General features: G+C 72.5%; 17 protein-coding genes and 1 pseudogene. 7 read left to right on the top strand and 11 right to left on the bottom strand.

Features of this window, described 5'->3' with window-relative positions; genetic code table 11:
- Positions 1 to 22 precede the first annotated feature (22 nt).
- From ABZ953_RS36015 to ABZ953_RS35985, 7 genes and pseudogenes are all read right to left on the bottom strand, one after another.
- A complete protein-coding gene (locus ABZ953_RS36015) occupies positions 23 to 883 on the bottom strand; it encodes a phytanoyl-CoA dioxygenase family protein (protein ID WP_361733155.1) in 861 nt (286 codons plus the stop codon).
- A 24-nt stretch (positions 884 to 907) separates the two neighbouring features.
- The gene (locus ABZ953_RS36010) at positions 908 to 2,032 is read right to left on the bottom strand and encodes a hypothetical protein (RefSeq protein WP_361733153.1); all 1,125 of its coding nucleotides are present in this window, start codon (positions 2,030 to 2,032) and stop codon (positions 908 to 910) included.
- 7 nt (positions 2,033 to 2,039) lie between these two features.
- On the bottom strand, positions 2,040 to 3,206 hold the full coding sequence (locus ABZ953_RS36005) for a hypothetical protein (RefSeq protein WP_361733151.1): 1,167 nt from the start codon (positions 3,204 to 3,206) through the stop codon (positions 2,040 to 2,042).
- The gene (locus ABZ953_RS36000) at positions 3,203 to 5,350 is read right to left on the bottom strand and encodes a DegT/DnrJ/EryC1/StrS family aminotransferase (protein WP_361733149.1); all 2,148 of its coding nucleotides are present in this window, start codon (positions 5,348 to 5,350) and stop codon (positions 3,203 to 3,205) included. Before ABZ953_RS36000 ends, ABZ953_RS36005 begins: the two co-directional genes overlap by 4 nt.
- A 6-nt stretch (positions 5,351 to 5,356) precedes the next feature.
- Entirely contained in the window at positions 5,357 to 6,529 is a 1,173-nt protein-coding gene (locus ABZ953_RS35995; RefSeq protein ID WP_361733147.1) for a radical SAM protein, read from the bottom strand.
- Positions 6,530 to 7,009: 480 nt separating this feature from the next.
- A pseudogene (locus ABZ953_RS35990) lies at positions 7,010 to 7,359 on the bottom strand (Clp protease N-terminal domain-containing protein); the annotation flags it as partial.
- Positions 7,360 to 7,380: 21 nt separating this feature from the next.
- Positions 7,381 to 7,959, bottom strand: coding sequence for a hypothetical protein (locus tag ABZ953_RS35985; protein WP_361733145.1), 579 nt, complete (start codon positions 7,957 to 7,959; stop codon positions 7,381 to 7,383).
- Positions 7,960 to 8,206: 247 nt separating this feature from the next.
- Between ABZ953_RS35985 and ABZ953_RS35980 the strand changes: the two genes are divergently transcribed.
- A complete protein-coding gene (locus ABZ953_RS35980) occupies positions 8,207 to 9,925 on the top strand; it encodes a BTAD domain-containing putative transcriptional regulator (protein ID WP_361733143.1) in 1,719 nt (572 codons plus the stop codon).
- A 93-nt stretch (positions 9,926 to 10,018) separates the two neighbouring features.
- Positions 10,019 to 10,810, top strand: a complete 792-nt coding sequence (locus ABZ953_RS35975; RefSeq protein WP_361733141.1) for a 3-hydroxybutyrate dehydrogenase — start codon at positions 10,019 to 10,021, stop codon at positions 10,808 to 10,810.
- A 552-nt stretch (positions 10,811 to 11,362) separates the two neighbouring features.
- Here ABZ953_RS35975 and ABZ953_RS35970 read toward each other — a convergent pair.
- Positions 11,363 to 14,146 (bottom strand): AAA family ATPase, encoded by a 2,784-nt coding sequence (locus ABZ953_RS35970; protein WP_361733139.1) that lies wholly within the window; start codon positions 14,144 to 14,146, stop codon positions 11,363 to 11,365.
- A gap of 112 nt (positions 14,147 to 14,258) precedes the next feature.
- Between ABZ953_RS35970 and ABZ953_RS35965 the strand changes: the two genes are divergently transcribed.
- Both ABZ953_RS35965 and ABZ953_RS35960 read left to right on the top strand, forming a co-directional pair.
- The gene (locus ABZ953_RS35965; protein WP_361733138.1) at positions 14,259 to 15,335 is read left to right on the top strand and encodes a dihydrodipicolinate reductase; all 1,077 of its coding nucleotides are present in this window, start codon (positions 14,259 to 14,261) and stop codon (positions 15,333 to 15,335) included.
- 15 nt (positions 15,336 to 15,350) lie between these two features.
- The gene (locus tag ABZ953_RS35960) at positions 15,351 to 15,830 is read left to right on the top strand and encodes a carboxymuconolactone decarboxylase family protein (RefSeq protein WP_361733222.1); all 480 of its coding nucleotides are present in this window, start codon (positions 15,351 to 15,353) and stop codon (positions 15,828 to 15,830) included.
- Between the two features lie 42 nt (positions 15,831 to 15,872).
- Here ABZ953_RS35960 and ABZ953_RS35955 read toward each other — a convergent pair whose 3' ends face one another.
- Positions 15,873 to 17,513, bottom strand: a complete 1,641-nt coding sequence (locus ABZ953_RS35955) for a GMC oxidoreductase (protein ID WP_361733136.1) — start codon at positions 17,511 to 17,513, stop codon at positions 15,873 to 15,875.
- A gap of 262 nt (positions 17,514 to 17,775) precedes the next feature.
- Here ABZ953_RS35955 and ABZ953_RS35950 point away from each other — a divergent pair, with 262 nt between their 5' ends.
- A complete protein-coding gene (locus ABZ953_RS35950; protein WP_361733134.1) occupies positions 17,776 to 19,161 on the top strand; it encodes an MFS transporter in 1,386 nt (461 codons plus the stop codon).
- Positions 19,162 to 19,181: 20 nt separating this feature from the next.
- Here ABZ953_RS35950 and ABZ953_RS35945 read toward each other — a convergent pair whose 3' ends face one another.
- Positions 19,182 to 20,633 carry an amidase gene (locus ABZ953_RS35945; RefSeq protein WP_361733132.1) on the bottom strand — a complete coding sequence of 484 codons (1,452 nt, stop codon included), beginning with the start codon at positions 20,631 to 20,633 and terminating at the stop codon, positions 19,182 to 19,184.
- A 92-nt stretch (positions 20,634 to 20,725) separates the two neighbouring features.
- Here ABZ953_RS35945 and ABZ953_RS35940 point away from each other — a divergent pair, with 92 nt between their 5' ends.
- Positions 20,726 to 21,346: a helix-turn-helix domain-containing protein gene (locus ABZ953_RS35940; RefSeq protein WP_361733130.1), complete on the top strand. Its 621-nt coding sequence runs from the start codon at positions 20,726 to 20,728 to the stop codon at positions 21,344 to 21,346.
- A gap of 3 nt (positions 21,347 to 21,349) precedes the next feature.
- On the opposite strand, the gene ABZ953_RS35935 is transcribed toward ABZ953_RS35940, so the two are convergent.
- Positions 21,350 to 22,069, bottom strand: coding sequence for a TetR/AcrR family transcriptional regulator (locus ABZ953_RS35935; RefSeq protein ID WP_361733128.1), 720 nt, complete (start codon positions 22,067 to 22,069; stop codon positions 21,350 to 21,352).
- A 141-nt stretch (positions 22,070 to 22,210) separates the two neighbouring features.
- On the opposite strand from ABZ953_RS35935, the gene ABZ953_RS35930 reads away from it, so the two are divergent.
- Positions 22,211 to 24,457 carry an MMPL family transporter gene (locus ABZ953_RS35930; RefSeq protein WP_361733126.1) on the top strand — a complete coding sequence of 749 codons (2,247 nt, stop codon included), beginning with the start codon at positions 22,211 to 22,213 and terminating at the stop codon, positions 24,455 to 24,457.
- Positions 24,458 to 24,553: the final 96 nt, after the last annotated feature.

Raw genomic sequence — 24,553 nt, 5'->3', positions numbered from 1 at the left:
GGGCCCGACCGTGACGGCGCGCTCAGGCCCCGTCGTCTGCCGACCACGGCCGCAGCCAGCGAGGGTCGGGGGTGTCTCCCGAACGGACGAAGCGGGCGTCGACGGACAGCCGCATGGCGTCCGTCGTCGTGTCCAGGGACGCGTGGATGACGTGGGGCACGTGCACCAGCACGTCGCCCGCGGAGAAGTCCGCGTACAGCCAGCGGCGGCCGAGCGTGCGGGCGGTCAGCTCCAGATCGTGGCAGATCTGGCGGCGGTCGCCGGGGCGGTCGGTGACGTCGCGCAGCGGCGCGTACTCCTCGGGCGACAGCCGGTGGGAGCCCTCCAGGTAGACCAGGGCGCCGGTCTGCGGCGGGCAGTCGCCGACGGGGATCCAGAACGTGACGACGCGTGGTGAGCCCTCGTCCATGTAGTCGTGGTCGACATGCGCGCGGGAGGCGCGCCGGGTGCCCCGGTGGAAGTGGCGCAGGATGCGGCGCGGCAGCATCCCCGCCTTGCCGTCCAGGAGTTGGCAGGCGAGATCGGCAAGGACGGGATTGCTCACGAAGTGGGCGAAGGGGGCCGAGCGCACGAACGCGTAGGCCGGATGCCCCGCCACGCCGTGCTCGGGCACGTCCGCGGGCACCTGTCCCGAGAAGACGCCGTCCTCCGGTCCTGTGCCGGGGGCCAGCAGGTCCGGCGGAAAGAGCGAGAAGTACCGCCCGCGCAGCCGCAGCACCTCCGCACGGTCGAGCAGCCCCGGCAGATAGAGATGGCCGTCCTCGTGCAGCCGCTCCCGCAGCGCGCCGGGATCTCCCCGTGACAGCAGGTGCGCGCTGGGGCGCAGGGGGCCGAAGAGCTCCGGCGTGAAGGGTATGGGTAAGCCGTTCGATGACAGATTCACGATGGGTGTCCCTCGATCCTTCGGTCAGTAGACGCCTTCCACTGCCTCCTCGGCGTCCGAGGCCTCCTGGAAGGGCCGCACCGCGGCGACTCCGTCCCAGGGGAACCACGGGTGCGGCCCGGTCCTCACCGCGCTGTCCCGCTCCAGGAGATTGGGCAAAAAGAGGTCTTCGAGGAGAGTCGTGGCCCGAATGCGGCCCCGCTGCCCTACCTCGACCTCGCGCCACGGGTCCGCCGGGTCGACGACCTTCAACACCGCGAAGGGCGGCGGCAGATGGTAGGAGTGGCCGGTCCCGCCGTTCCCGTCGGGCACGACGGGCGCGCCCGGCACGGAGTCGGCCTGCAGGGCGTGGCCGACGAGGGTATTGCCGTACGTGTCGATCCACTGCACGCCAGGCAGGTGTTCCTCGTGCAGGAACTCCGCCTCGGCGGCGGTGCACGAGGTGCCCCCGGTGCAGACCGCCCGGATGCCGTAGGTGTGCAGGGGGCGCGGCAGCCGCATCGCGAGTTCCACGAGCAGCCGCGAGGTGGTGAAGAGCAGCGTGGGCCGCTCGGCCGCGAGCAGCGCGAGCGTCTGGTCGATCAGGTGCCCGGTGTACGCGTCGGCGGCGCCGCCCGAGCGCAGCGCGGCCTTCACCCAGCGCGGATCGAAGTCGATGGCGTGCACGGCGCCGCGCCAGCTGTCCGCGAGCCCCTCCACGAAGTGCCCGTACGCGTGCGGGCCGCCCGGCGTCATCGCGAGCACGTCGCCGTTCGCCACTCCGCGCGCCGCAAGCACCGTGCGGTAGATCTCCACGTCGTACGCGAGGCGCGTGACGTTGACGATGCGGCACGGCGCGCCCGTCGTGCCGCCGGTCTCGAAGACCCGGAAGGGCCTGTCGCGGTAGCCGCGCGGGTACAGGTCGCGGGCCTTCGCGGCGCGCAGTTCGGCCTTGTCGAAGAGGCCGAAGCGGTCGAGGGAGGCGAAGCCGTCGATGTCCCGTACCGGGTCGAAGCCGAGCTTGTCGCGGCGATCCAGCCAGAAGCGGCTGCCGGTCTCCGGGTCGAAGTGCCAGCGCATCATGCGGCGCGTCCAGGTGTCGAGGTCGACGCCGAGTTCCGGGACGTGTGCGCGCAGCGTGTCGTGCAGCATGCCGAGGGCGGTGGTCATGCGGGCCTCACTTCGCTGGGCGGTACACGAACAGGGACTCGGCGGTGATGGCCCGCGTGGCTTCGGGGGACGCGCTCAGGACGGCGGCGAAGGGGAAGGGGACCTCGTGTCCGATCAGGGGGTGGGAGGTGTCCGTGGTGTGGCTGTTCAGGAGGGCCAGTTGTGGCCTGGCGTACGCGTCGCTCGCGGCGCTGTGCGCGACGGGCGGCAGGCGGGTGAGGACGCGGTCGCCGGGGCGCAGGCCGTCGCTGACGGTGCGCGCCGCGCGCTCGGCCGCGCCGGGCTCGCGGAAGGCGGTCAGCGGCCACTCCCCGTCGGGCGGGAGCGCGTCGAGGGCGGCGGCCAGGGCCAGTGCCAGGGGTTCGGCCGCGCCGGGTTCCTCGCAGAGGACGGTGCGTACGTTGCTGCAGAACCGCCCGGAGTCCGCCGCGACCAGCGGAAGGAGCCACGACACGGCGTCGTCGACCGGCATGCCCGGGGGCACCAGGGCGCAGCCCCGGCCGGGACCGTGCAGCGTGAGCCCGGGGGAGTCGCGGACCGACGCGGCGAGCCCCGCGCCGCCGTACACGACCTGCCGGTCCGTGAGCCGCAGCAGTCCTTTCAAGGCCTCCTGGGCCGCGGGGTACAGGCCGAGGCGGGCCGGGGGCCAGCCCGCGGCGAGCAGGGCGGCGACGAGGCGGGCGGCCGAGAGGGGTTCGCGTCGGCTCGGGCGCACCCAGACGCCGGCCGAGCGCTCCGCCTGGTCGCAGACCGACTCCAGGCAGGTGAAGGTATTGCCCGGCAGCGCGACCAGGGCGAGGCGACCGTCGGCTTCGGGGGGTTCGGCCCGTTCGAGCAGGCCGTCACGGAGCATCGCGCACCACCGGTCGACCAGCGGGCGCGGCAGCCCCGCGCTCTCCCACAGCACCGCGCGGAACTCCTCGGCACTCTGCTCGCCGACACCGCCCACGGTGAGGGTCGCGCGGTCGAACAACTCCACGGCGGTGAGCAGGAGTTCGCGGCGGCCGGGGAGCGGCGGCAGGCCGGAGAGCGTGCTGTCCCACCAGCGGCGGTCCGCGTCGGCGACGATCTCCGGCACCAGGGAGAGTTCCCGGCCCCGCGGTCCGGGCAGGGGAGCCCGGTCAAGGGACGACCGCCACTCACCCCTGCGGAACGCACGGAGCAGCGCGGTCACGGCAGCTCGCTGCGGAGCGCGGCGGCCACCCGTATCTGCTCGGCCTCGGTGAGGGACGGGTACAGCGGCAGGGCGACGTGGTGCCGTGCGAACCAGCGGGCCCGCTCGAACGGGCCCTCCCCGGCGCCCTGTTGGCGCTGCGAGGCGAAGTGGGGATGGTCGCACAGCAGATGGTCGTAGACCTCACCGGCCAGGGACACGCCGTGCCGCTCCCGCAGCCGCTTCTTGAGGAGTGGCCGGTCGAGGGGCCCGTCCGGGTCGAGGTAGACGAGGTACTTGTAGAAGTTGCTGCCCGCTGCCTCGGGCACGGTGTGCGGCCGGACGCCCGGCACCTCCGCGAGCAGCGCGTCGTACCGGGCGGCCAGCGCACGGCGTGCCGCGAGCGTGCCGGAGAAGCGCTCCAGGTCGACCGTGCCGACGGCGGCGTGCAGTTCACTCAGGCGCCAGTTGCCGCCGGGCCGGTCGTGCAGCGTGGAGCCCTGGGCGCTCTTGCCGTGGTCGCGCCAGCGCCGCACCTGCTCCAGATCGTCCGCCGACGGGGCGCAGACCAGTCCGCCCTCGCCGCTGACGGCGACCTTGGTGGGGAAGAAGGAGAAGGCGCCGAACCGGCCGAAGCTCCCGGCCGGGCGCCCGTCGAGGGTGGCGCCGAGGGCGTGCGCGGCGTCCTCCACCACGGGGACGCCACGGTCGCGGCAGTGTGCGAGCACCTCTTCCAGTGCGGGCGAGACGATGCCGCCGATGTGCACCGGGAGGACGGCGGCGGTGTCGGGGTGCCGGTCGAGGGCGGCGCGCAGGGCGTCCGGGTCCATGCCGAGACCGTCGAGCTCGATGTCGACGAAGCGTACGGCCGCCCCGGCGCGGACGGCGGCGGCCGCCGTGGCGAAGAACGTGTTGACCGGTACGAGCACCGTGCGCTCGGCCACGCCGATGATGCGCAGCGCGATCTCCAGTGCGGCCGAGCCGGAGGCGACCGCCGCCGTGTCCGCGCCGGTCCAGGGCCGGGCGAGCTCCTCGAAGCGGGCCACCTGCGGGCCCTGCGTCAGGATGCCGGAGGCGAGCGCGGCGTCGACGCGGTCGAGCACGGCGCGCCGGTCGGAGACCTCGAAGTGGATGCGCTGGGCGGGTACTTCGGCCCCGGCGGCAGGTGGCGGGGCAGCGGAGAGGGTCGGTTCGGGCAGCGTGCGGGTGAAGAAGTCCGCCGCGTGGCCGACGTGGGTCCCGTGCCCCATGGGGAGCCCGTGGATCTCCGCCTCGGCACCGACGGCCGCGTACGTCTCGCGCACGCTGTCGGCGGCCGCCCGCGCGTCGGCCGGTTCCAGGTAGGAGTCGGCCGTGCCGTACTGGAGCTGGAGCGGGGCCGGGGCGAGGGCGCCGTACAGGTCGGGCAGGTCCGCGTACTCTAGGATGCCCGGGAGCACCGCCCCCTCGTACCCGGTCAACAGCCGTTCGTACAGGGCCGGATAGCTGCCCACGTGGCTCGCCGCGCAGAGCGGGATGCCCCGGCGCTCGGTGAGCAGCGCCGTGTGCAGGGCGACCGCCGCGCCCAGGCTGTGGCCGAAGAGGCCGACGCGGCGCGCGTCGACGAGCGGGTGTGCGGCGAGGACGTCAAGGGCGCCCAGGGCGTCGCCGGTGAGGGCGCCGAGCAGGGAGCGGCCGGTGAGGGCGAACGCGTGGGCGAGCAGCGCCCCTTCGTCCCGGCCCGCCCTGCGGGCGGCGTCCATGGCGCCGCCGATGCCGTGGTCGAAGGAGAGCGTGACGAAGCCGGCCCGCGCCAGGTGCTCGGCGACATTGCGGTCGGGGTGGTCGGGCGGGACGTCCCCGGTGAGCTGGTCGAGCCGCGCGTTCTTGCCGCCGAGTACGAGGACGGCGGGGCCGGGCGGGCCGGGCGCGGTGTCCGGCGGTGCGAGGAGGGTGCCGTGGAAGGAGCCGCGTACGGGGGATTCGAACAGGAGCCGCTCGTGGTGGAGGCCGTCGCGCGCCGAGACGGTCGACTCGGCGATGACGAGCGGGGCCCGCTCCACGCGGGCAAGGCGCTCGACGACGGCACGGACCCGGCGGGACCGGGCCGCGTGCTCGTCGGCGCTCTTGGCGTGCCGCAGGGCGGGCTCGGCGGCGAGGAGTCTCTGGAGGTGACGTAGCTGCATGCGCGTTCAGACGAACTCGCCGTGCAAAGTGCTCGGCACTTCCAGCGCGTAGGCGTCCAGGGCCTCGTCCAGTTTGATCTGGCCGCGTTTGAGGAGTTCCAGGAGTTCGTTCTGCGGACGGTAGAAGCAGGATTTGCAGAGGTCGGTCCTGCGCGGGTTGGACGCCTCCCACTCGGCGCGCGGTCCGCCTTCGAGGACTTCCGCATATCCCTGTTCGATGACGTTGCCGATCAGATAGCGGCTGTTGAGATGCACCTGCGGGCACGGATAGAGATTTCCGTCGGCCCCGACGGCCGTGACGAAACGGCTGTAGTGGCAGCGCTCGAAGTCGCCCTCGACCTCTTCGACCTGGTCCATCGGGCCGCGGTCGAGTTTCGGCACCGACACCTCGAAGGCGTCGGTGGAGTATTCGGCAGCGCGGATGAGGGACTCGGAGATCTCCGGCATCACGGTTTCGATGGTCTCGTGCCCGAGTGCGCTGTAGAACTCGGGTTCGAAGCGCACGTAATGTGCTCCGGACTCGTGGGCGATACGGGCCGCCTCCGCGATCTCCCGGTAGTTCTGCAGGGTGATCACGTAGTTGAAGCCGATGCGGAAGTCGGGGTCGACGGCCCGCTCCCTGAGCTTGCCGACGGACCCGATGAACTTCGAGAACGTCTGCTCGCGGTCCCGCGTGATGTCGTCGAAGGTGGCTTCCGTGCCGGCGTTCAGGCCGATGCGGACCCAGGTGTGCGTTTCGGCGACGCAGTCGGCGACCTTCGGGCGGCCGAGGCGCGAGCCGTTGGTGATCAGCCCGATCCGCAGCCCGGCCGTGTGCCCGGCCCGGCAGATGTCCGCGTACCCGGGGTGGATGGTGCACTCGCCGCTGCCGCAGAAAGTGACCGCGCGGCCGTCGTTCGCGGCGAATTCACGGAGGAGTGTGACCGCTTTGTCGGTGGCGATCGAATCCTTGAACGAGAACAGGTCGTAGAACTGCTCTTCGTTGGGGGAGTGGAAGTTGCAGAAATTGCACCGCATGTTGCAGGCGCCCATGATGCCGATCCGCATATGGACCGGTTTGATCTCCTGGTCCGCCACGAAACGCCGCAGCAATTCGCCGTGGGCGAGGACCTTCTGGGGCGAGTGCGCCTGGTCGAGGCTGACAATTGGCAGACCTTCGCGATTTTGGGGGGCTGCCATCCCGATTTCGCCTACACCTGGTGTGCTGTTCACGAACCCCCCACGCATGGTCGATGTGCGGTGACGTTGTTCGAGCGTAATGCGGTTATTGGCAACGCTAGGGAGCGCCAGAAGTGCTGTCAATGGGTCTAGACAACCGGGTAGTTGATGGCGGAATCAAGCACCCCGGTCTGTTGGAAAGTCCGTCCGCCGTGGTAGCCGGGGGCGGCTCCGCGCCCGGTGTTCAGGCCCGTACCGGACCTCTTCGGTGGCCGCCTGTCTCGCAGGTGGAGCGCGGCGGGCTCCGGGGCGACGGGGCCGTGGGGGCGGGCGGCTGTGCACACCCGGAGCGCATATGCCTGTTCGGCCGTCAAGAGGCGGAAACACGTCTCCTGCGACCCGCGAAGGCACACGTGGGCCGGTGGGGGTGGGGCTGGCGGGGCTGGTGGTTCCGGCGGGGCAGATGAGTTATGGGGCCGCCGCGTCGTACGGGATGAGCTAGGGCACGTCGGCGGCCGCCGCGGGCAGCGCGTCGAGGGCCGCCCGGCGCACGTCGTCCAGGGGGGAGGCGATGCCCTGCGCGGACGAGGGCCTTGGCGGCCGGCGCGTCGGGCTCGCTGAGGAGTCTTAGGACCAGGTGTTCCGTGCGGACCTCGTCGTGGTGGGCGGATTTGGCCTCGTTGTGCGGGGCCAGCGCGACGTTCCTGGCCCGCGGGGTGAAGCGGCTGAAGCCCTGGCTGGGGTCGAGACCGGAGGTCTCGTCAGCGCCGCGCCTGGTCGACGAAGTGGCCGATGAGGTGATCGGCCACTTCGCCCAGGTGGTCGGCGGCGACGACCGCGTCGGAGAGCTGGTGCGCGTCAGGGACTGCGGATCAGGGGATGTCCGCCCGGAACTTCTTCGTGAGATCGGCGCCACGGATCACGTCGGCGGAGTGGTACTTCAGCCCCCACGCGTCGATCACCGAACCGTCGCCGAACATGCAGGCGGCAACGGCCTTCGACGGGGACGTCTCCCCCTTGGGCGCCCAGCCGCCCCCGTCCGTCGCCTTCGGGCCGTACATCGCGGTGCCGTTGAGCGACTGGCAGTAGCCGATGGACGGGTTGCCGGGGTGGCCGCCCGGGTCGGCCGGCTTGTGGATGTAGGCCAGCGCCGCGAGCGTCGGCTTGCGGGCGGCCAGGGTGTCCGCGCCGATCATGATCTTCGTGCCGTCCTTCGCGGTGAAGGTGCACATCTCCCGCTCGCCGCCGAGCTGGACGATCTGTGTGCCGGTCTTCGTGTAGTACGGCACCTGGACCTGCGCCTTTCCGCCCTCCTTGGCGCACCAGGAGGCGGCGGCCGACCGGTGTCCCGCGGACTGTGCGGCGGTGGGGCTGTCGGCGGCGCCTGCCGCCGCGCCGCCCGCCGAGAGCAGCAGGGTGACGCTCGCGACGATGGCGTGGGAACGCTTCACGATTCCTCCGGGGTGTGGGGTCTGACGGGGTGTGGGGTCCGACGTGCCGGTGCAGGGTGCACGGACTCATCCTCGGGAGGCCGTCGCCGCAGATCAACGCGTGTGCGCCGCTGGGTCGGCGCCCCGCGTGACATCGACGCGATCAGCGCTGCCGCACGCCCGTGACGTGGGGCTATGAGGGGCGAGATCCGGCCAGTAACACGCCAGTAACAGGCCGCCCGGCGGCGAGAGTTAGAGTGCTGCGCTCATGGGCGTACTTCACATCCGACTGCTCGGCGGCTTCCGGACCGAGCGTGTCCAGGGCCTGCCGCCCGCCGCGCGGTGGACGCGGCCGGGCGCCCGCACCCTGGTGAAACTGCTCGCGGTCACCCCCGGGCACCAGTTGCACCGCGAGCGCGTCATGGCGGTGTGCTGGCCGTACGCCGAACTCGGCGCCGCGCAGCGCAATCTGCGGGTCGCCCTGCACACGGCCCGGCACGCCCTGGAGCCCGAACTCGCCGCCAGGGCCCCGTCCTCCTACCTGGTCGCCGACGGGTCCCTGCTCCGCCTGGTGCCGGACACCGTCCGCATCGACGCCGACCGGGCCGAGGAACTCGCCGAACGAGCCCTGAGCGTCGGCGCCGCACCTGAACTCGCCCGAGCCTGGGCCGAGTTCACCGGTGAACTGCTGCCCGAGGACCGGTACGCCGCCTGGGCCGAGCCCCGCCGCGCCCGCCTCGCCGACCTCCGCGACCGGGTGGGCCTCGCGCTCGCCACGGCGCGGCTCGCCGAGGGGTGCCCCGAGGAGGCGGCCGCCACGGCGCGACGGCTCGTCGAGCAGGCCCCCGCGGACGAGCGCGCCCACCGCGTCCTCATCGAGGCCCACCTGCGGCAGGGGCGGCACACCGCGGCGGCGCGGCAGTACGAGGAGTGCGCGGCGGCGCTCGCCGCGGAACACGGCACGCGTCCCGCGCCGGAGACGGTGCGGCTGCACCGCGTGGCACTGGGCGGCCGCCCGGCGCCGCCCGGACCGGACCCGGCCGAGGCGGACGCGGCGCACGTAAGGCTCGACTGGGCCCGCTCCCTGGAGCGCTCGGGCCGCTACGACGAGGCGATCCGCGTGCTGCGCGACGCGCTGGCCTCGTACGGGCAACAGGGCCGCGCGGACGCCTGCGCGACGGCGGCTGCCCGCCTCGCGGAGGTCCTGGCCCGGCACCGGACCTCCCGCGAGGCGCACGCGATCCTGGACACCCACCAGCCCACTCCGCACGCTCCGGCAGAGGTGCGGGCGGCGTGCCGGATGGCCCGCGCGATGGCGCTGTTCCACGAGGGCGACTACGAGGCGGGACTGGGGTCGGCCCGCGAGGCACAGGAGCTGATCGAGGGCGCGGAGGGCGCGGAGGGCGCCGTGCCGGGGGACTCCGACGGTGGCGGGCACGGGGCACGTCTTGCCGGGTTGCTGGCGCGGGCACTGGCCCAGCAGGCCACCTGCAACGGCCTGTTGGGGAGGTTCGACGACGCCGTGGAACCGGCCGAGCGGGCCCTCGCCGCCGCCGAGCGCAGCGACGACCCCGCCCTGCTGGCGACCGTCCTCTCCGTGCTCCGCGAGAACGACCGCCGCGCCGGACGGTACCGGCAGGCCGTGGCCCACGGACGGCGCGCGCTCGCCCTTGCCGAGCAGCAGGGCCGCCCCACCGCCACCGCCTTCGAGCGCGCCAACCTCGCCGAGCTCCGGCTTCTGCTCGGGGACACCGACGAGGCCGACCGGCTCGCCCGCGCCGCCGTGGAGCTGGCCGAACCCTTCGGCGGCACCGTCCTGGCCTTCGCGCTCACCGCCCTGGCCAGGGTCCGCATGGCGGTGGAGCCGGAGGCGGCCGATGCGCTCCTTGACCGCGCGGAACGCTGTGCCCGCGCGGGCGGTCACCGGCAGGCCGTGGACGAGGTGCACGCCGCCCGCGCCGAGCGGGCCGCTGTGGTCGAAGCATGACGGGGCTACAGGGCTCGGCCACACCCGGATCACGCGCACTGTGGTGCCCTCAACCATGGGAGGACCCGCCACCCACTCTCTAGCGTGACGGGCATGACGAGCGAAACCCCCGCACCCGCAGGCCCGCAGCGCGCCGACGGCGTCGACCTCACCGGCCGCACCGCCCTGGTGACCGGCGCCGGGAGCGGCATCGGGCAGGCCTGCGCCGAGGCGTTCGCCGCGGCCGGAGCGCATGTCCACGTCGTCGACATCGACGCGGAGTCGGCCAAGGCGGTGGCCGACGCCGTCGGTGGCGACGCGCACGCCGTGGACCTCACCGACGCGGACGCGATCCCCGGGCTGCCCGCCGACGTCGACATCCTGGTCAACAGCGCGGGCACCCAACACGTCGCCCCCATCGAGGAGTTCGACCCGGCCCGCTTCGAACTGATCCAGCGCCTGATGGTCACCGCGCCCTTCCTGCTGCTGCGGCACTGCCTGCCGCACATGTACCGGCAGGGCTGGGGCCGGGCGGTGCACATCTCCAGCGTGCACGGGCTGCGGGCCAGCCCCTTCAAGTCCGCGTACGTCGCCGCGAAGCACGGTCTGGAAGGGCTCAGCAAGGTCGCCGCGCTCGAAGGCGCCGCGCACGGCGTGACCAGCAACTGCGTCAACCCCGGCTACGTCCGTACCCCGTTGGTCGAGGGGCAGATCGCCGATCAGGCGGTCCTGCACGGCATCGCCCCGCGGGACGTCGTCACGGACGTCCTGCTTGACCGCTCCGCGATCAAACGCCTCATCGAACCCGCCGAGGTCGCCGCCGTCGCCCGCTGGCTCTGCTCGGCGCACACCGCGTACATCACCGGCGCCTCGCTGCCCGTGGACGGCGGCTGGGGGGCCGGCTGAACCCTCCCCGGGGTCCCCGAGGAAAACCCTGGGTTCGGGGGCCGCGCGCGATGGTTGAACCCCGGAACCACCGGCTCACCGACCTGGCGTTCGAGGCCGTACGTCCCGTACGCCCCGCCCGTCCCGCCGACCCCGGTCGCCCACCCCGGCACCCGCCCCCGGACCCCAGGGTTTTCACGGTCGCCCCCGCCCGCGTACGGGGCCAAGGTGTACCCACGGTCGCGGAGACGCGGCGGACCTGAACACCGGAATGGGGGAGCTGGACCGGTGATCCGGACGTACTACGGGGGTGTACGCACGGAGGGTCTGTCGTGGATCGGGGGAGCGACCGTCGCGAGGGCGGGGGACGGGGGTGCCCGGAGGCACCCCCGTTCGGGTGCCGGACGTAGCCGGGACCGGGACGCGCGCTGTTGCTGCTCGTACGGCTGTGGGAGCCGGACGAGGTGCGAGCGGGCCCGGGGCCAGGGCTCTCCGGCCCGACGGTCCGGCCGAGACCCGGACTGCCCCGCCCAGCCCTCTCTCCGGATCCCGCACCCGGCGCCCGTACCGGGCTCAGACCTCCGACACCTCGGGGGCTTCCGCGGCCTGGGCGAGCAGGCGGACCAGCTGCGCCCTGCGGTGCACCCCTTCGAGCTTGCGGTAGATGTTGCTCAGGTGGAACTCGACGGTCTTCACGCTGAGGAAGAGCCGCTCCGCCACCTCGTGGTTGGTGAGCCCCCTGCCGACCACAAGGGCGACCTGCAGCTCCTGCGGGGTCAGCCGCTCCAACGGGCCGCGTTCGGGCTGCACTTCGGTGCCGCCCGCCGCGTGCAGTTCCGCCGCCACCCGTGCCGCCCACCCCGTCGCCCCGAGCCGCTCGAACGTGGCGAGCGCCCGCTCCAGGAGGCGCCGGGCCTCGCTGCGCCTGCCCTGCCTGCGCAACTGCTCGCCCCAGGCGAACTCGGTGCGGCCCCGCTCGAAGGGCACCGGACGCTCGGAGAGCAGCGCGAGGGAGCGCCTCATGTGGTGCGAGGCGGCCTCCGGGTCCCCCGGTTCGAGCAGCCCGCGGCACCGGGCCGCCGCGCCCGCCGTGACGGGCCGGTGGCCGCGCCCCGCCTCGTACTCCAGGACGTCGAGGACCTCGCGGGCCTCGGCGGTCCGGTGCAGATGGACGTACGCGTCGGCCAGGTCGGCCGCCCACGTCAGATACAGGCCGTCGCCCCGGCCGTGCCGCTGCGAGAAGGCCCGCACCTCCTCCAGGTGGTGCACCGCCTCCTCGAAGCGCCCGAGGCCCAGTTCGAGCAGGCCGAGGCCGCCGAGCGCCCGTGCCGCGTCCAATTGCAGCTCGGTGGAGGCGGCCCACTCCATGGCCTGCGCCGCGTGCCGCCTGCAGTCCTCCTCGCGGTTGAGCGCGGCCTCGGTCCTGACCAGGGCGGCGAGGCCGCGCGAGACCTCGATGACCTGCCCGGTGGCCTCGGCGAGCCGCACCGCCTCGTCGGCGCTGGCGAGCGACGGCGTCCAGCGGCCCCGCCAGAACTCGACGACCGACAGCGTGCCGAGCAGGTGCGAGAGCAGCCCCACCGCACTGGACCCGCGCGCCGTGTACGCGGCGCGGTCCAACAGGCCGTGCGCCTCGTCGAGTTCCTCCGCCGCGAGGTGGCACAGGCCGCCCACCCCGGCGACCGGATAGGGGAAGGTGGGGTCGGGGGAGGCGAGCGGTCCCGCCAGTTCGCGCAGGAGCGCACGGCCCGCCTCGGCGTCCCCGCCGAGCAGCAGCACCAGGGTGCGCAACAGCCGTACGGGAACCAGCGGTTCGTGCGCGGAGTCGGCCAGCTCCACCGCCGTGGCGGAGGTGCGGTGGGCCGCCGTGAGGTCGCCGATCGCCAGCTCGGTCAGCGCGATGCCGCCGAGCATCACCGCGGCGAGCGCCGGGTCGACCTTCTCCGCCTCGTCGACGGCCGACCTGAGCAGCTCGCGCGAGCGCGTCGGCCGGCCGCGCTGCACGTCCAGATAGCAGCGGAGCTGGCGTATGTCGAGCTGGGTGGCGAGCTGTTCGGCGTGCTCCAGGGCACGGTCCAGGATCGCGGCCGCCTCGTTCAGGGCCCCCGCGGCCTGCGAGGCGCGGGCCGCGCCGAGCAGCCGTTCGGCCTTGCGCTGCCCCTCGGGGGTGAAGCGCGCGGCCCGCTCGTACAGCCGGGAGGCCAAGGGGTAGGCGAGGGTTTCCGGCGCACCGGCGGCGGCGTTCTCCAGGAGGGACGCCACGTGCTCGTCGGGCTCGGCGCCCGAGGCGGCCAGGTGCCATGCGTACTGTTCGAGCGCGGGGGCGGTGGCGCCCTGCAGGGAACGGGCGATGGCGTGGTGGGCCCGCCGCCTGCGGACGGCCGTCGCGCTGTGGTAGACCGCCGAGCGCACCAACGGGTGCCGGAAGGCGTACCCGTCCCGCTCCTCGACGACCAGGCCCGCCGCCTCCGCGGCCTCCAGCGATTCGTAACTGAGCCCGTGCGCCCGCAGCGCCGCCTCGGTGCCCGCCAGGGGCCGTGTGCCGAGGACCGCGAGCAGCAGCATCGCGTCCTGCGCCTCCGAGGGCAGCCTGGCCACGGCGCTGCCGAACGTGTGGGCCAGCATCTCGCCGATGGGCAGGGGCGCTCCGGAGTCTTCGTCGTCGGCGCTGCCGGCGAGGAGCGCGGGCAGCTCGATCAGGGCCAGGGGGTTGCCGCGCGCCTCCGTGAGCAGCCGGGCGGCCTCCCGCTCGGTGAGCTCGGCGGTGCCCTCCTCGGCGATCAGCCGGTGCGCCGACTCGGGGTCGAGGCCGGTGAGGGTGAACGTCTCGATGGAGGCCAGCCGGGAGGCGGCCTCCTCCTGCTCGTCGCGGGCGGTGAACAGGACGACGACGCCCTCGCGGCCGAGCCTGCGGGTGGCGAAGGCGAGCGCGTCCAGGGAGTACGGGTCGAGCCACTGCGCGTCGTCGACGGTGACAAGGACCGGATTCTCCTCGGCGAGCGCGCCGAGCAGGCTGAGCGTGCCCGCGGCCACCGCGAAGCGGTCCTGGGCGACGGCGGGGCCAAGGGCCAGCGCGCCGGTGAGGGCGTCCGCCTGGCGCTCCGGGATGCGGTCGAGGAAGGTCAGGACGGGGCGGAGCAGATCGGCGAGGCCCACGTACGGCAGGTCGGACTCGACCTCGACGCCGCGCGTGGAGAGCAGCAGCAGATCGGCGGCCTGCGCGGCGACATGACTGACCAGGCTGGTCTTGCCGATCCCGGCCTCGCCGCGAATGAGCAGGGCGCCGCTCTCGCCCCCGCGTGCCTTGTCGATGAGAGCGAGAAGACGAGCGCATTCCGCGGAACGCCCAAGGAGCATACGTAAAGCGTACCGGCGGTAGGTGACTTCGGAGAGGGAGGGAAATGGACGTATCTTTTCTTCTCGGGCCGCGCCTCTGTCAACCGCTGCCGCCCCTCGCTACCCTCCGCGCATGATTTCCACGGTGGTCTGGGGCACCGGCAACGTCGGCCGCGCGGCGGTGCGTGCCGTCGAGGCCCATCCCGGTCTGGTCCTCGCGGCGGTGCTCGTGCACGACCCCGCCAAAGTCGGCCGCGACGCGGGTGAACTGGCGGGCATGGGGACGCGGTTGGGGGTTGCCGCGACCGCCGACGTCGACGCGGTCCTGGCCGCCGGGCCGGGCGCGGTGGTCTACGCGGCCTCCGGTGATCTGCGCCCCGACGAGGCGCTCGCCGACGTCGTGCGGGCGGTGCGGGCCGGCGCCGTGGTCGTCACGCCCGCGCTGTACCCGCTCTACGACCAGCGCAGCGCCCCGGCGGAGTTCAGGGACCCGGTGCTCGCGGCCGTCGCGGCGGGCGGCGGCTCGCTGTTCGTCTCCGGCGTGGACCCCGGCTGGGGCAACGACGTCCTGCCGCTGCTGATCAGCGGGCTCGGTTCCACTCTCGACGCGATCCGCTGCCAGGAGATCTTCGACTACTCCACGTACGACCAGGAGGACTCGGTCCGGCACCTGATCGGCATGGGCCACCCGATGGAGTACGAGCCGCTCATGCTCGCGCCCTCGGTCCCGACCATGGTGTGGGGCGGGCAGATACGGCTGATGGCGCGGTCGCTCGGCGTCGAACTCGACGCGATACGCGAGACGTTCGAGCGCCACCCGCTGGACGCCGCGGTGCACACGCGCACGATGGGCGAGTTCGCGGCGGGTACCCAGGGCGCGGTGCGCTTCGAGGTGCAGGGCATCGTCGGGGGCGAACCCCGCATCGTCATCGAGCACATCACTCGCATCCACCCCTCCTGCGCGCCCCACTGGCCCTCGCCTCCGGACGGCGGCGACGGCGCCCACCGGGTGATCATCGACGGCAGGCCGCGCATCGAGGTCACGGTCGCGGCCACCGACGAGGGCGAGAACCGTTCAGCGGGCGGCAACGCCACGGCGGTGGGTCGCCTGGTGAACGCCGTCGACTGGCTGGCGGAGGCCGAGCCGGGCCTCTACGACGCGCTCGACGTCCCGCTGCGCCCGGCGGCGGGCCGACTGGGAAGGAAGTGACCCATGACCGGACCGCTGCGCATCGACATCCCCGAGGGGGAGGAGGCGATCCCGTACGTGTGGGGTGACATGGTGCCCGAGATCGGGACGGCCGCGTCGAACTTCTCGCTCGCGGTGTACGCCCATACGACGCTCGGTCTGCGCGAGTTCGAGGCGGCGCGGCTGCGCGTCGCGCAGATCAACGGCTGTGTGTTCTGCCAGGACTGGCGCACCGAGCGGAACGGGGAGAAGGTCGACGACGCGTTCGCCGACGCGGTCACCCAGTGGCGTACCACCGACGCCTTCGACGACCGCACGAGGCTGGCCGCGGAGTACGCAGAGCGGTACGCCCTGGACCACCACAACCTCGACGACGCGTTCTGGACGCGGATGGCCAAGCACTACAGCCAGGCCGAGATCGTGGAGCTGAGCATGAGCATCGGATCGTGGCTCGCCTTCGGCCGGCTCAATCACGTGCTCGGGCTCGACACCGTGTGCGCGCTGCCCAAGCCCTGACGGCCCTGACGGCCCTGACAGCCCTGACGGCCCGCGGCGGGATCACAGATCCGTCGCGATGATCTTCTCGATGTTCCGTTCGGCGAGCGCCGTGATGGTGACGAACGGGTTGACGCTGGTGTTGCCGGGGATCAGGGCGCCGTCGATGACGTACAGCCCCGGATAGCCGTGCAGGCGCCCGTAGTTGTCGGTGGCCTTGCCGAGCACCGCGCCGCCGAGCGGGTGGTACGTGAGGTGGTCGCCCCAGACCTTGTACGTCCCGAAGAGGTCGGTCCGGTAGATCGTGCCCTCCTTGGCGTTGATCTTGTCGAAGATCGTCTTGGCGGCGTCGATCGACGCCTGCTTCCAGGCGGTCTGCCAGTTCAGCTCGGCCCGGCCGGCCGCCGCGTTCCAGGTGAACTCGGCGCGGTGCGGGGTCTTGGTGATCGACAGGTAGAACGAGGCGTACGTCTCGATGCCGGTGGGCAGCGGCGCGACCTCGGCGAAGGCGCCGCCCGCAGCCCAGTTGTCGATGCCCGCCGTGGGGATGGACGACTGGAGCTTGCCGGTCGGGTCCCACAGGTGGTTGGCGCGGCCGCACATGACGTTGCCGTTGTCGCCCCAGCCCTTGCCGACCTCGCCGTTGAGGCGGGGCAGCGCGCCGGTGGCCTTCAGCTTGACCAGGAGCTTGCTGGTGCCGACGCTGCCCGCGGCGAAGAACACCTTGCCGGCCGTCACGGACTTGGTGGCGGTGGTGTCGCCGCTGGTGTCGAGCTGCTCCATGGTGACCGTATAGCCGCCACCCGCTGCCGGAACGACCGAAGTGACCCGGTGCAGCGGGGAGATGGTGACCCGCCCCGACGCCTTGATGCGGGCGAGATAGGTCTGCTGCAGGGACTTCTTGCCGTAGTTGTTGCCGTACAGGATCTCGCCCGCGAGCGCCGACTTCGGGACGGTGCCCGCCTGCTCCTTCTTCATGTACTCCCAGTCGTACACGTCGGGCACGAAGGTGAACTGGAAGCCGGAGCGCTGGGCGTGCTTGCGGCCGACCCGGGCGTACTGGTAGCACTCGGCCGTCTCGAACCATTCGGGGTCGATGGTGTTCACGCCGAGGCCCGCGTTGGCGCGCGGGTAGTAGGTGCCGTACATCTCTCCCGCGTCGACCGTCGGCAGGACGGCACCGAAGTTCTCGCGCTTCGGCGTGACCGCCATGCCGCCGTTGACCAGTGAGCCGCCGCCGACGCCGCGGCCCTGGTAGACGATGATGCCGCCGAACTCCTCGGCGTCCAGGATGCCGGTGTGCCGCGGGACGTTCTTGTCGATCGGGAAGCCGAGGAAGTTGCTGATCGGCTGCTTGGTCCTGGTGCGGAGCCAGAAGGAGCGCAGGTCCGGCGCCGTGGTGTTGGCGAAGATCTTGCCGTCGGAGCCCGGGGTGTCCCAGGACTTCCCCATCTCGATCATGTGCACGTCGACGCCCGCCTCGGCGAGCCGCAGGGCGGCGACCGAGCCGCCGTACCCGGTGCCGATCACCAGGACCGGCACGTCGGCCCCGTCTGCTACCGGTGCGGCGGCGAGGGTCCCGGCGCGGGCCGGGGTGGTCTGACCGGCCAGCGCGACCGCCCCAAGAATAGAACTCGTTCCTGCGATGAATCTTCGGCGTGACACACCGTCAATCCCGGTGTCACGCGCGGCAGATGCACTCATGTGATCTTCCTCACGTTTGGCTGAATCGAAACGAGTTCTACTGCGGAGCGTGTGTGAAGTCACGCCATACCTGTGAGTAATTTCGAGCCGCCCCGCGCACCCCGGGAACGGCTCGCCGCCCATCGCGCCCGGCCGCGCATGTCGGCCGTGCACACGGCCGGGCGCCGAACCATGGGGCTCCGCCATATACGCCACTGATCTGCGGTTTCCTACCTTGTGCCGGTACGGAAGCGTCCCCGCAGAACACCTGGAAGTGGTGCACATGGCCTCGCAAGGAACCGCTCCGCCCGCCCGCGCCGGCCTCATCCGCATCGTGGCGGCGAGCGTCGTCGGCACCACCATCGAGTGGTACGACTTCTTCCTCTACGGCTCGGCGGCCGCGCTGGTCTTCAACAGCCTCTTCTTCCCGTCGAGCGACCCTCTCGTCGGCACGCTGCTCTCCTTCCTCACCTACGCGGTGGGCTTCGCGGCACGCCCCCTGGGCGGCGTCGTCTTCGGCCACTACGGCGACCGGATGGGCCGCAAGAAACTGCTCGTCATCAGCCTGCTGATGATGGGCGGCGCCACCTTCGCCATGGGCCTGCTCCCCACCCATGCGAGCGTCGGCGTGGGCGCGCCGGTCCTGCTCACCGTGTTGCGCCTCGTGCAGGGCTTCGCCCTCGGCGGCGAGTGGGGCGGGGCCGTGCTCCTCGTGTCGGAGCATGGCGGCGACAAGAGCCGCGGCTTCTGGGCCTCCTGGCCGCAGGCCGGCGCGCCCGGCGGCAATCTGCTGGCCACCGGCGTGCTCGCACTGCTCGCCGCCGTCCAGTCCGAGGAGGCCTTCCTCGCGTGGGGATGGCGGGTGCCCTTCCTGCTCTCCGGGGTGCTCGTGATGATCGGCCTGTGGATCCGCATCTCGGTCACCGAGTCGCCGGTCTTCCTCCAGGCGCAGCGGAAGGCGGAGGCGGCGGCCGCCACGGGGGCCGAGTCGAAGCCGCCCGTGGTCGAGGTGTTCCGCAAGAGCCGGCGCGAGGTGCTCACCGCGATCGGCACCCGCTTCGGCGAGAACATCTCCTACTACATCCTCACCGCCTTCGTCCTCGTCTACGTCACCGTGCACCTGGACCTGCCGAGGAGCGACGCGCTCAACGCGGTGCTCATCGGGTCCGCTGTCCACTTCGTGACCATCCCGCTGTGGGGCGCGCTCTCCGACCGCATCGGGCGGCGCCCGGTCACGATGATCGGCGCCCTGGGGGTGGCCGGCTGGGCGTTCGCCTTCTTCGCGCTGCTCGACACCCGGTCCTTCCCGGTCATCGCGCTCGCCGTCACCGTCGGACTGCTCTTCCACGGCGCGATGTACGGGCCGCAGGCCGCGTTCATCTCCGAGCTCTTCGACACCGAGGTCCGCTACTCGGGCGCCTCGATGGGCTCCCAGCTGGCCTCGATCATCGGCGGGGCGCTCGCGCCGATCATCGCCGTGGAGCTCCTCAAGGACTACGACTCCGCGGTGCCCGTCGCCCTCTACATGTGCCTGGCCGCCCTCGTCACCGCCGTGACCGTGCACTTCGCCAGGGAGACGAGGGGGCGGGACCTGGCCGCGGAGGAGACCGCAGGTCCCGCGCCGCGCCCGGTGCCCGCCCCCGAGGGCTCCGTACCGCTCGGCGGCTGACCCGCCGCGCCGCCTGTCTCTCAGTGGCCCGGGTGGTTCCCCGCCCACACTCCGGGGGTCCGGCCCGACCACGGGCTCGCCTGCTCGAGCTGGCCCGCGAGCCGGAAGAGCAGCCCCTCCTTCCCGTACCCGGCGGCGAACTGCATGCCGACCGGGAGCCCCGTAGCGGCGTCGGCCGTCACCGGGACGGACATCGCGGGCGTACCGGTGACGTTGGACACCGCCGTGAACGGCGACAGATCGAAGAGGCGGCGGAGCCAGTCCAGACCGTCCATCGCCGCCGTGCCCTCGGCGTGCGTACCCAGCGGCACGGGCAGCTCAGGCAGTGTCGGGGTGAGCAGCACGTCGTGGGCGTCGAAGTACTGTGCCAGGCTTCGGGCCACCCGGTTGCGGACCGCGAGGGCGCTGACGAACTCGGTGCCGCTGACGCGCTGCCCGTAGTGGTAGCTGGCCAGCACGGGCGGCTCCAGGGTCGAGGAGTCGACGGGGCGTCCGGTCGCGGCGGCCAGCTCGTCGACCTGGGCCGTCAGGTTCGCCGTCCACTGCCGGGCGTTGGACAGCAGGAACTCCTCCCAGTCGACGCCGAGTTCGACCTCGGTCGCCTCGACGCGGTGACCGAGGGATTCGAGCAGCCGCACCGTGCGCGAGAGGGCGTCGGCCACGGGTGCGGTGGTGCGGTGGCCGCCCCACGCGTGGGTGAGGACGCCGATCCGCAGGGTGCCGGGGTGACGGGTGACCTCTTCCGCGTACGGCCGGGGCGGCTCCTGGGCGAAGTAGGGGTCGCCCGGCTCCGGGCCGCTGATCAGGTCGAGCAGTGCCGCGCTGTCGCGCACGGTGCGGCTGACGCTGCCGTGCACGGCCAGGCCGTTGAAGACCTCGTCGAAGGCGGGCCCGACGGAGACCCGGCCACGGGTGGGCTTCAGCCCGAAGAGGCCGTTGCAGGACGCGGGGACGCGGATCGAGCCCGCGGCGTCGGTGGCGTGGGCTATCGGGACGACCCCGGAGGCGACGGCCGCGCCCGCGCCTCCGCTGGATCCGCCCGCGCTGCGCTTGAGGTCCCACGGGTTGCGGGTCGCGCCGTACAGCACCGGTTCCGTCGTGGTGCTGTAGGCCATCTCCGGCGTGCTGGTCCTGCCGAACGTCACGAGGCCCGCCCGGCGCAGGCGCCCCATCAGGAAGGAGTCGACGGCGGAGACGTTGCCGGCCGCGAGGCGGCTGCCCAGTTCCATTCGGCGGCCGGCCATGGCGACCGCGATGTCCTTGATCAGGAAGGGCACACCGGCCAGCGGTGAACTGCCGGGGCGCGGCTCGTCGTCGGTCTGCCACGTCTCCACTACGGCGTTGACGCGCGGGTTGACCGCCTGTGCGGCCTCGCGTGCGGCCGCCGTCAGTTCGGCGGGGGTCACCTCGCCATCGGCCACCAGCTCCGCGAGCCCGACCGCGTCGTACGTCACGTACTCGGTAATGCGCACTGTCACTCCCAGCTGAACACAGCAAACGATACCTAGCGGGTCCACGCGATACCGATCGGTATCGTGTGGAACGGACTGGTACCGTAGCAGGCATGGCATCGACCGTGAGCAGGCCGGACCGGGTGGCCCAACTGCCGCCCCGCGAGCGCATCCTCGACGCGGCGGAGGAGCTCTTCCAGAGCGAGGGCATCCGGCGGGTGGGCGTCCAGGCGATCGCCGAGCGGGCCAGGACCACCAAGATGGCGATCTACCGGCACTTCGACACCAAGGACGCGCTGGTCGCGGAGTGGCTGCGGATCGTCGCCGCCGACTACCAGGCCGCTTTCGACCGGGTCGAGGCCGAGCACCCCGGCCGCCCCGAGGAACAGATCATGGGCCTGGCCCGCTTCATCGCCGAGGGCCTGCCTGCGATCTCGCACCGCGGCTGCCCGTTCATCAACTCCCTCGCCGAACTGCCCGACCGCGCCCACCCCGCACGGCAGGTGATCGAAGAGCACAAGGCCCGCCAGGCCCGCAGGCTCGTCGGCATGTGCGCCGCCGCCGGGCTGCCCGACCCCGAGCAGGTCGCCGCCGAGATCACCTTCGTACTCGAAGGGGCCCAGGTCAGCAGGCAGAACGGAAGCATCGACCGGACGGGGGAGCGGCTGCTGCGCATCGTCGAGGGGATCGTGGACCGGCACCGGCACCGGGACCGGGCCGCCGCCGCCGACTGACCCTCAGGCGGCGGGAATCCTGCCGCGGATGTCGTCCAGCAGGCTCCGCACCGAAAGGCGGAAGATCTCGGCCTGGTGGTCGCCGAGGAACGAGGTGTGCCCGAACACCTCCAGGACCACGAGGCCGTGCAGACGGCCCCACGCGCTCATGAACAGCGCGGTCGCGGGCGGCGGCAGCGCGCCGAGGCCGGACGGCGGCAACTGCTCCAGATACGCCCGCAGCGGCGCGGAGAGCGGGGGAGTGTCGGCCGCGGCGAGCTGCGCCTTGGTGAACCCGCCGAACAGCTCGCGCTCGAAGAGCGTGCCCATCCGGCGCGTCGCCCGGGTGGTCGGGCCCTCGGCGGGCGCTTCGTAGCCCCGCAGCGGTGTGCCGTACAGGAGTTGGAAGCGCTCGGGATGGGCGATCGCCCAACTGCGGTACCCCTCGGCGGCGATCACCAGACGCGGCAGGTCCGGGTCCGCCGGGTCGTCGGCCGCGGTGTCGACGGCGGCCTGCACGGCGTCGGCCAGGTCGTCGTACGCCTTGGTGACGAGCACCGTGAGCAGGGCGTCCCGGTTCGGGAAGTAGTGGTAGAGCGCCTGCACGGTCATGCCGAGGGCGCGGGCGACGGCGCGCAACGACAGGGTGGCGGGCCCGACTTCGGCGATCTGCTGCTCGGCGGCCTCGACGATCTCCCGGGTGGCGGTGGCCCGGCGTCGTTCGCGCAGCGAGGGCTGGGACATCGCGGGTTCCTCCCCATGCGGAAGTCAGAGTGTTCGGAAAATCTAACACTGCCAAATCTTCTGTGGTCTCACTAACGTCGTGCACGGCGACGCAGCGTGCGTTTCGCGCCGTTTTCGTATGGAAACCGAAGGAGATCGGGCGTGTTTGAACGCATAGCTGACATGGCGATTCGCCGGTCACGGCTGGTACTTGTCGCCGCCGCCGTGGTGGTGGCCCTCATGGGTGCCCTGGGCGCCGGTGCGTTCGGGAAGCTGCAGGACGGCGGCTTCGAGGACCCGGCCTCCCAGTCCGCCCGCGCACGGGACGTCATCGACGAGAAGTTCGGCGGAGAGACGAACCTGGTGCTCCTTGTCCGTGCCGCCGAGGGCCGCGTCGACGCCCCGGCCGCCGAACGGACGGGGCGGGCGCTGGTGTCCGACCTCAAGAGGGAGCGGGGCCTGCGGAACGTCGTCTCGTACTGGGACACCGACAACCCAGACCTGCGTTCTGAGGACGGCCGCGAAGCCGTGGTGCTCGCCCGGGTGCGGGGCGACGACGCGGAGCGGAAGGACCACGCCAGGAGCGTCATCGACGACTACGCGGGAACGTACCGGGGCGACCTCACCGTCAAGGCCGGTGGCAGCACCGGCGTGAGCTACGAGATGGGCCCGCAGACGGGGGAGGACCTCGTCCTGGCGGAGAGCATCGCCGTGCCACTGATCCTCCTGCTGCTCCTGGTCGTCTTCGGCAGTGCGGTCGCCGCGCTGCTGCCCCTGGCCATCGCGCTCCTCGCCATCGTGGGGGTGTTCGCCCAGCTCTTCCTGCTCGGCAGCGTCACCGACGTCTCCATCTTCGCGGTCAACCTGACCACGGCCCTCGGCCTCGGACTCGGCGTCGACTACGGCCTGTTGATGATCAGCCGGTTCCGCGAGCAGCTCGCGGCCGGGGCGCTCGTGGAGGACGCCGTACGGACGACGATGAGCACCGCGGGCCGTACGGTCGCGTACTCCGCCGCGACCGTGGCGGCCGCACTCGCGGCGCTCATGGTGTTCCCGCAGTACTTCCTCCGCTCGTTCGGCTACTCCGGCGTCGGGGTCGTCGTCATCGCGGCCCTCGGCACCCTCTTCGTGATGCCCGCCCTGCTCAACGTCCTGGGGCACCGGGTCAACAGCGGGCGGATGCCGTGGGTGAAGCCGGGGCGCGCCGCCGCGGCCGGAACCTCCGCGTGGGGCCGGCTCGCCCGCACCGTCATGCGGCGGCCCGCGCTCACCGCGCTGCCCGTACTCGCGGTACTCCTGGTGGCGGCGAGCCCGCTCCTCGGCATCACCTTCGGCACGGCGGACGAGCGCGTACTGCCCGAGGGCGCCGCGAGCCGCCAGGTCTCGGTGTCGCTGCGGGAGAACTTCAACGGCAACGACGCCGCGGCCCTGCACGTCGTCATCGACAAGGCCGTGGGCAAGGCCCCGCTGGCCCAGTATGCGGCCGGGCTGTCCGAACTCGACGGGGTCGCCCGCGTCGAGGCCGCCACGGGCGTCTACACCGACGGACGGCCCAAGGCGAAAACACCCGGCAACGCGGCGCTCGGCCGCCCCGCCGCACAGCAGCTCAACGTGGTGAGCACCCTGACGCCCAAGTCGGACGCCGCCCAGAACCTGGTCGACGAGGTCAGGGCGGCGGCTCCGCCCACCGGGACACAGCCGCTCGTGGGCGGCGCCGACGCCGAACTCGTCGACTCCAACGACTCCATCGGCGCCGAACTCCCGCTCGCCATCGGCCTGATCGCCGTCACCACCTTCCTGCTGCTCTTCCTCTTCACCGGCAGCGTCGTGCAGCCGCTGCGCGCCCTGGTCCTCAACATGATCAGCCTCGGTGCGACCCTCGGCGCCATGACCTGGATCTTCCAGGACGGCCACCTCTCCTCCCTGCTCGGCTTCACCGCGCAGCCGATGGAGACATCGATGACCGTGCTGATGTTCTGCGTCGCCTTCGGCCTCTCCATGGACTACGAGGTGTTCGTCACCAGCCGGATCAAGGAACTGCACGAGCAGGGCGAGACCAACGAGTCCGCCGTGGCCAACGGCCTCGGACACACCGGACGCATCGTCAGCGCGGCGGCCGTCCTGCTCGCGGTGAGCTTCTTCGCCTTCGGCACGGCGAAGATCAGCTTCCTGCAGCTGTTCGGTCTCGGCAGCGGCCTCGCCATCCTCATCGACGCCCTCGCCGTACGCGGCATCCTCCTGCCCGCCGCGATGCGCCTGCTCGGCCGCTCCGCCTGGTACGCCCCCGGCTTCCTGCGCCGCTTCCACGCCCGCTTCGGCCTCAGCGAAAAGGCCCCCGAGCCGTCGCAGGCCCCGGCCCCGGTCTCCGCGGCCGAGTCACCGTACGCCAACAGCTCGACGGACGCCTGACCCCGGCGTCCACCCCATCGGGAGATACAGGCGGCACGGAGGACACAGGGGACACAGGGGACACAGGGGACACGGGGGACACGGGGGGCACGGACC

The sequence above is a fragment of the Streptomyces sp. NPDC046465 genome (assembly GCF_040646035.1).
Lineage (GTDB): Bacteria > Actinomycetota > Actinomycetes > Streptomycetales > Streptomycetaceae > Streptomyces.
The sequence above is the reverse complement of the archived record's forward strand: the minus strand, read 5'-3'. Positions and strand labels throughout refer to the sequence as shown.

Coding starts and splice junctions, on each gene's coding strand:
- ABZ953_RS36010 (WP_361733153.1), bottom strand. CDS start 2,032: ATGACCACCGCCCTCGGCATGCTGCACGACACGCTGCGCGCACACGTC.
- ABZ953_RS36000 (WP_361733149.1), bottom strand. CDS start 5,350: ATGCAGCTACGTCACCTCCAGAGACTCCTCGCCGCCGAGCCCGCCCTG.
- ABZ953_RS35995 (WP_361733147.1), bottom strand. CDS start 6,529: ATGGCAGCCCCCCAAAATCGCGAAGGTCTGCCAATTGTCAGCCTCGAC.
- ABZ953_RS35980 (WP_361733143.1), top strand. CDS start 8,207: ATGGGCGTACTTCACATCCGACTGCTCGGCGGCTTCCGGACCGAGCGT.
- ABZ953_RS35975 (WP_361733141.1), top strand. CDS start 10,019: ATGACGAGCGAAACCCCCGCACCCGCAGGCCCGCAGCGCGCCGACGGC.
- ABZ953_RS35970 (WP_361733139.1), bottom strand. CDS start 14,146: ATGCTCCTTGGGCGTTCCGCGGAATGCGCTCGTCTTCTCGCTCTCATC.
- ABZ953_RS35965 (WP_361733138.1), top strand. CDS start 14,259: ATGATTTCCACGGTGGTCTGGGGCACCGGCAACGTCGGCCGCGCGGCG.
- ABZ953_RS35955 (WP_361733136.1), bottom strand. CDS start 17,513: ATGAGTGCATCTGCCGCGCGTGACACCGGGATTGACGGTGTGTCACGC.
- ABZ953_RS35950 (WP_361733134.1), top strand. CDS start 17,776: ATGGCCTCGCAAGGAACCGCTCCGCCCGCCCGCGCCGGCCTCATCCGC.
- ABZ953_RS35940 (WP_361733130.1), top strand. CDS start 20,726: ATGGCATCGACCGTGAGCAGGCCGGACCGGGTGGCCCAACTGCCGCCC.
- ABZ953_RS35935 (WP_361733128.1), bottom strand. CDS start 22,069: ATGTCCCAGCCCTCGCTGCGCGAACGACGCCGGGCCACCGCCACCCGG.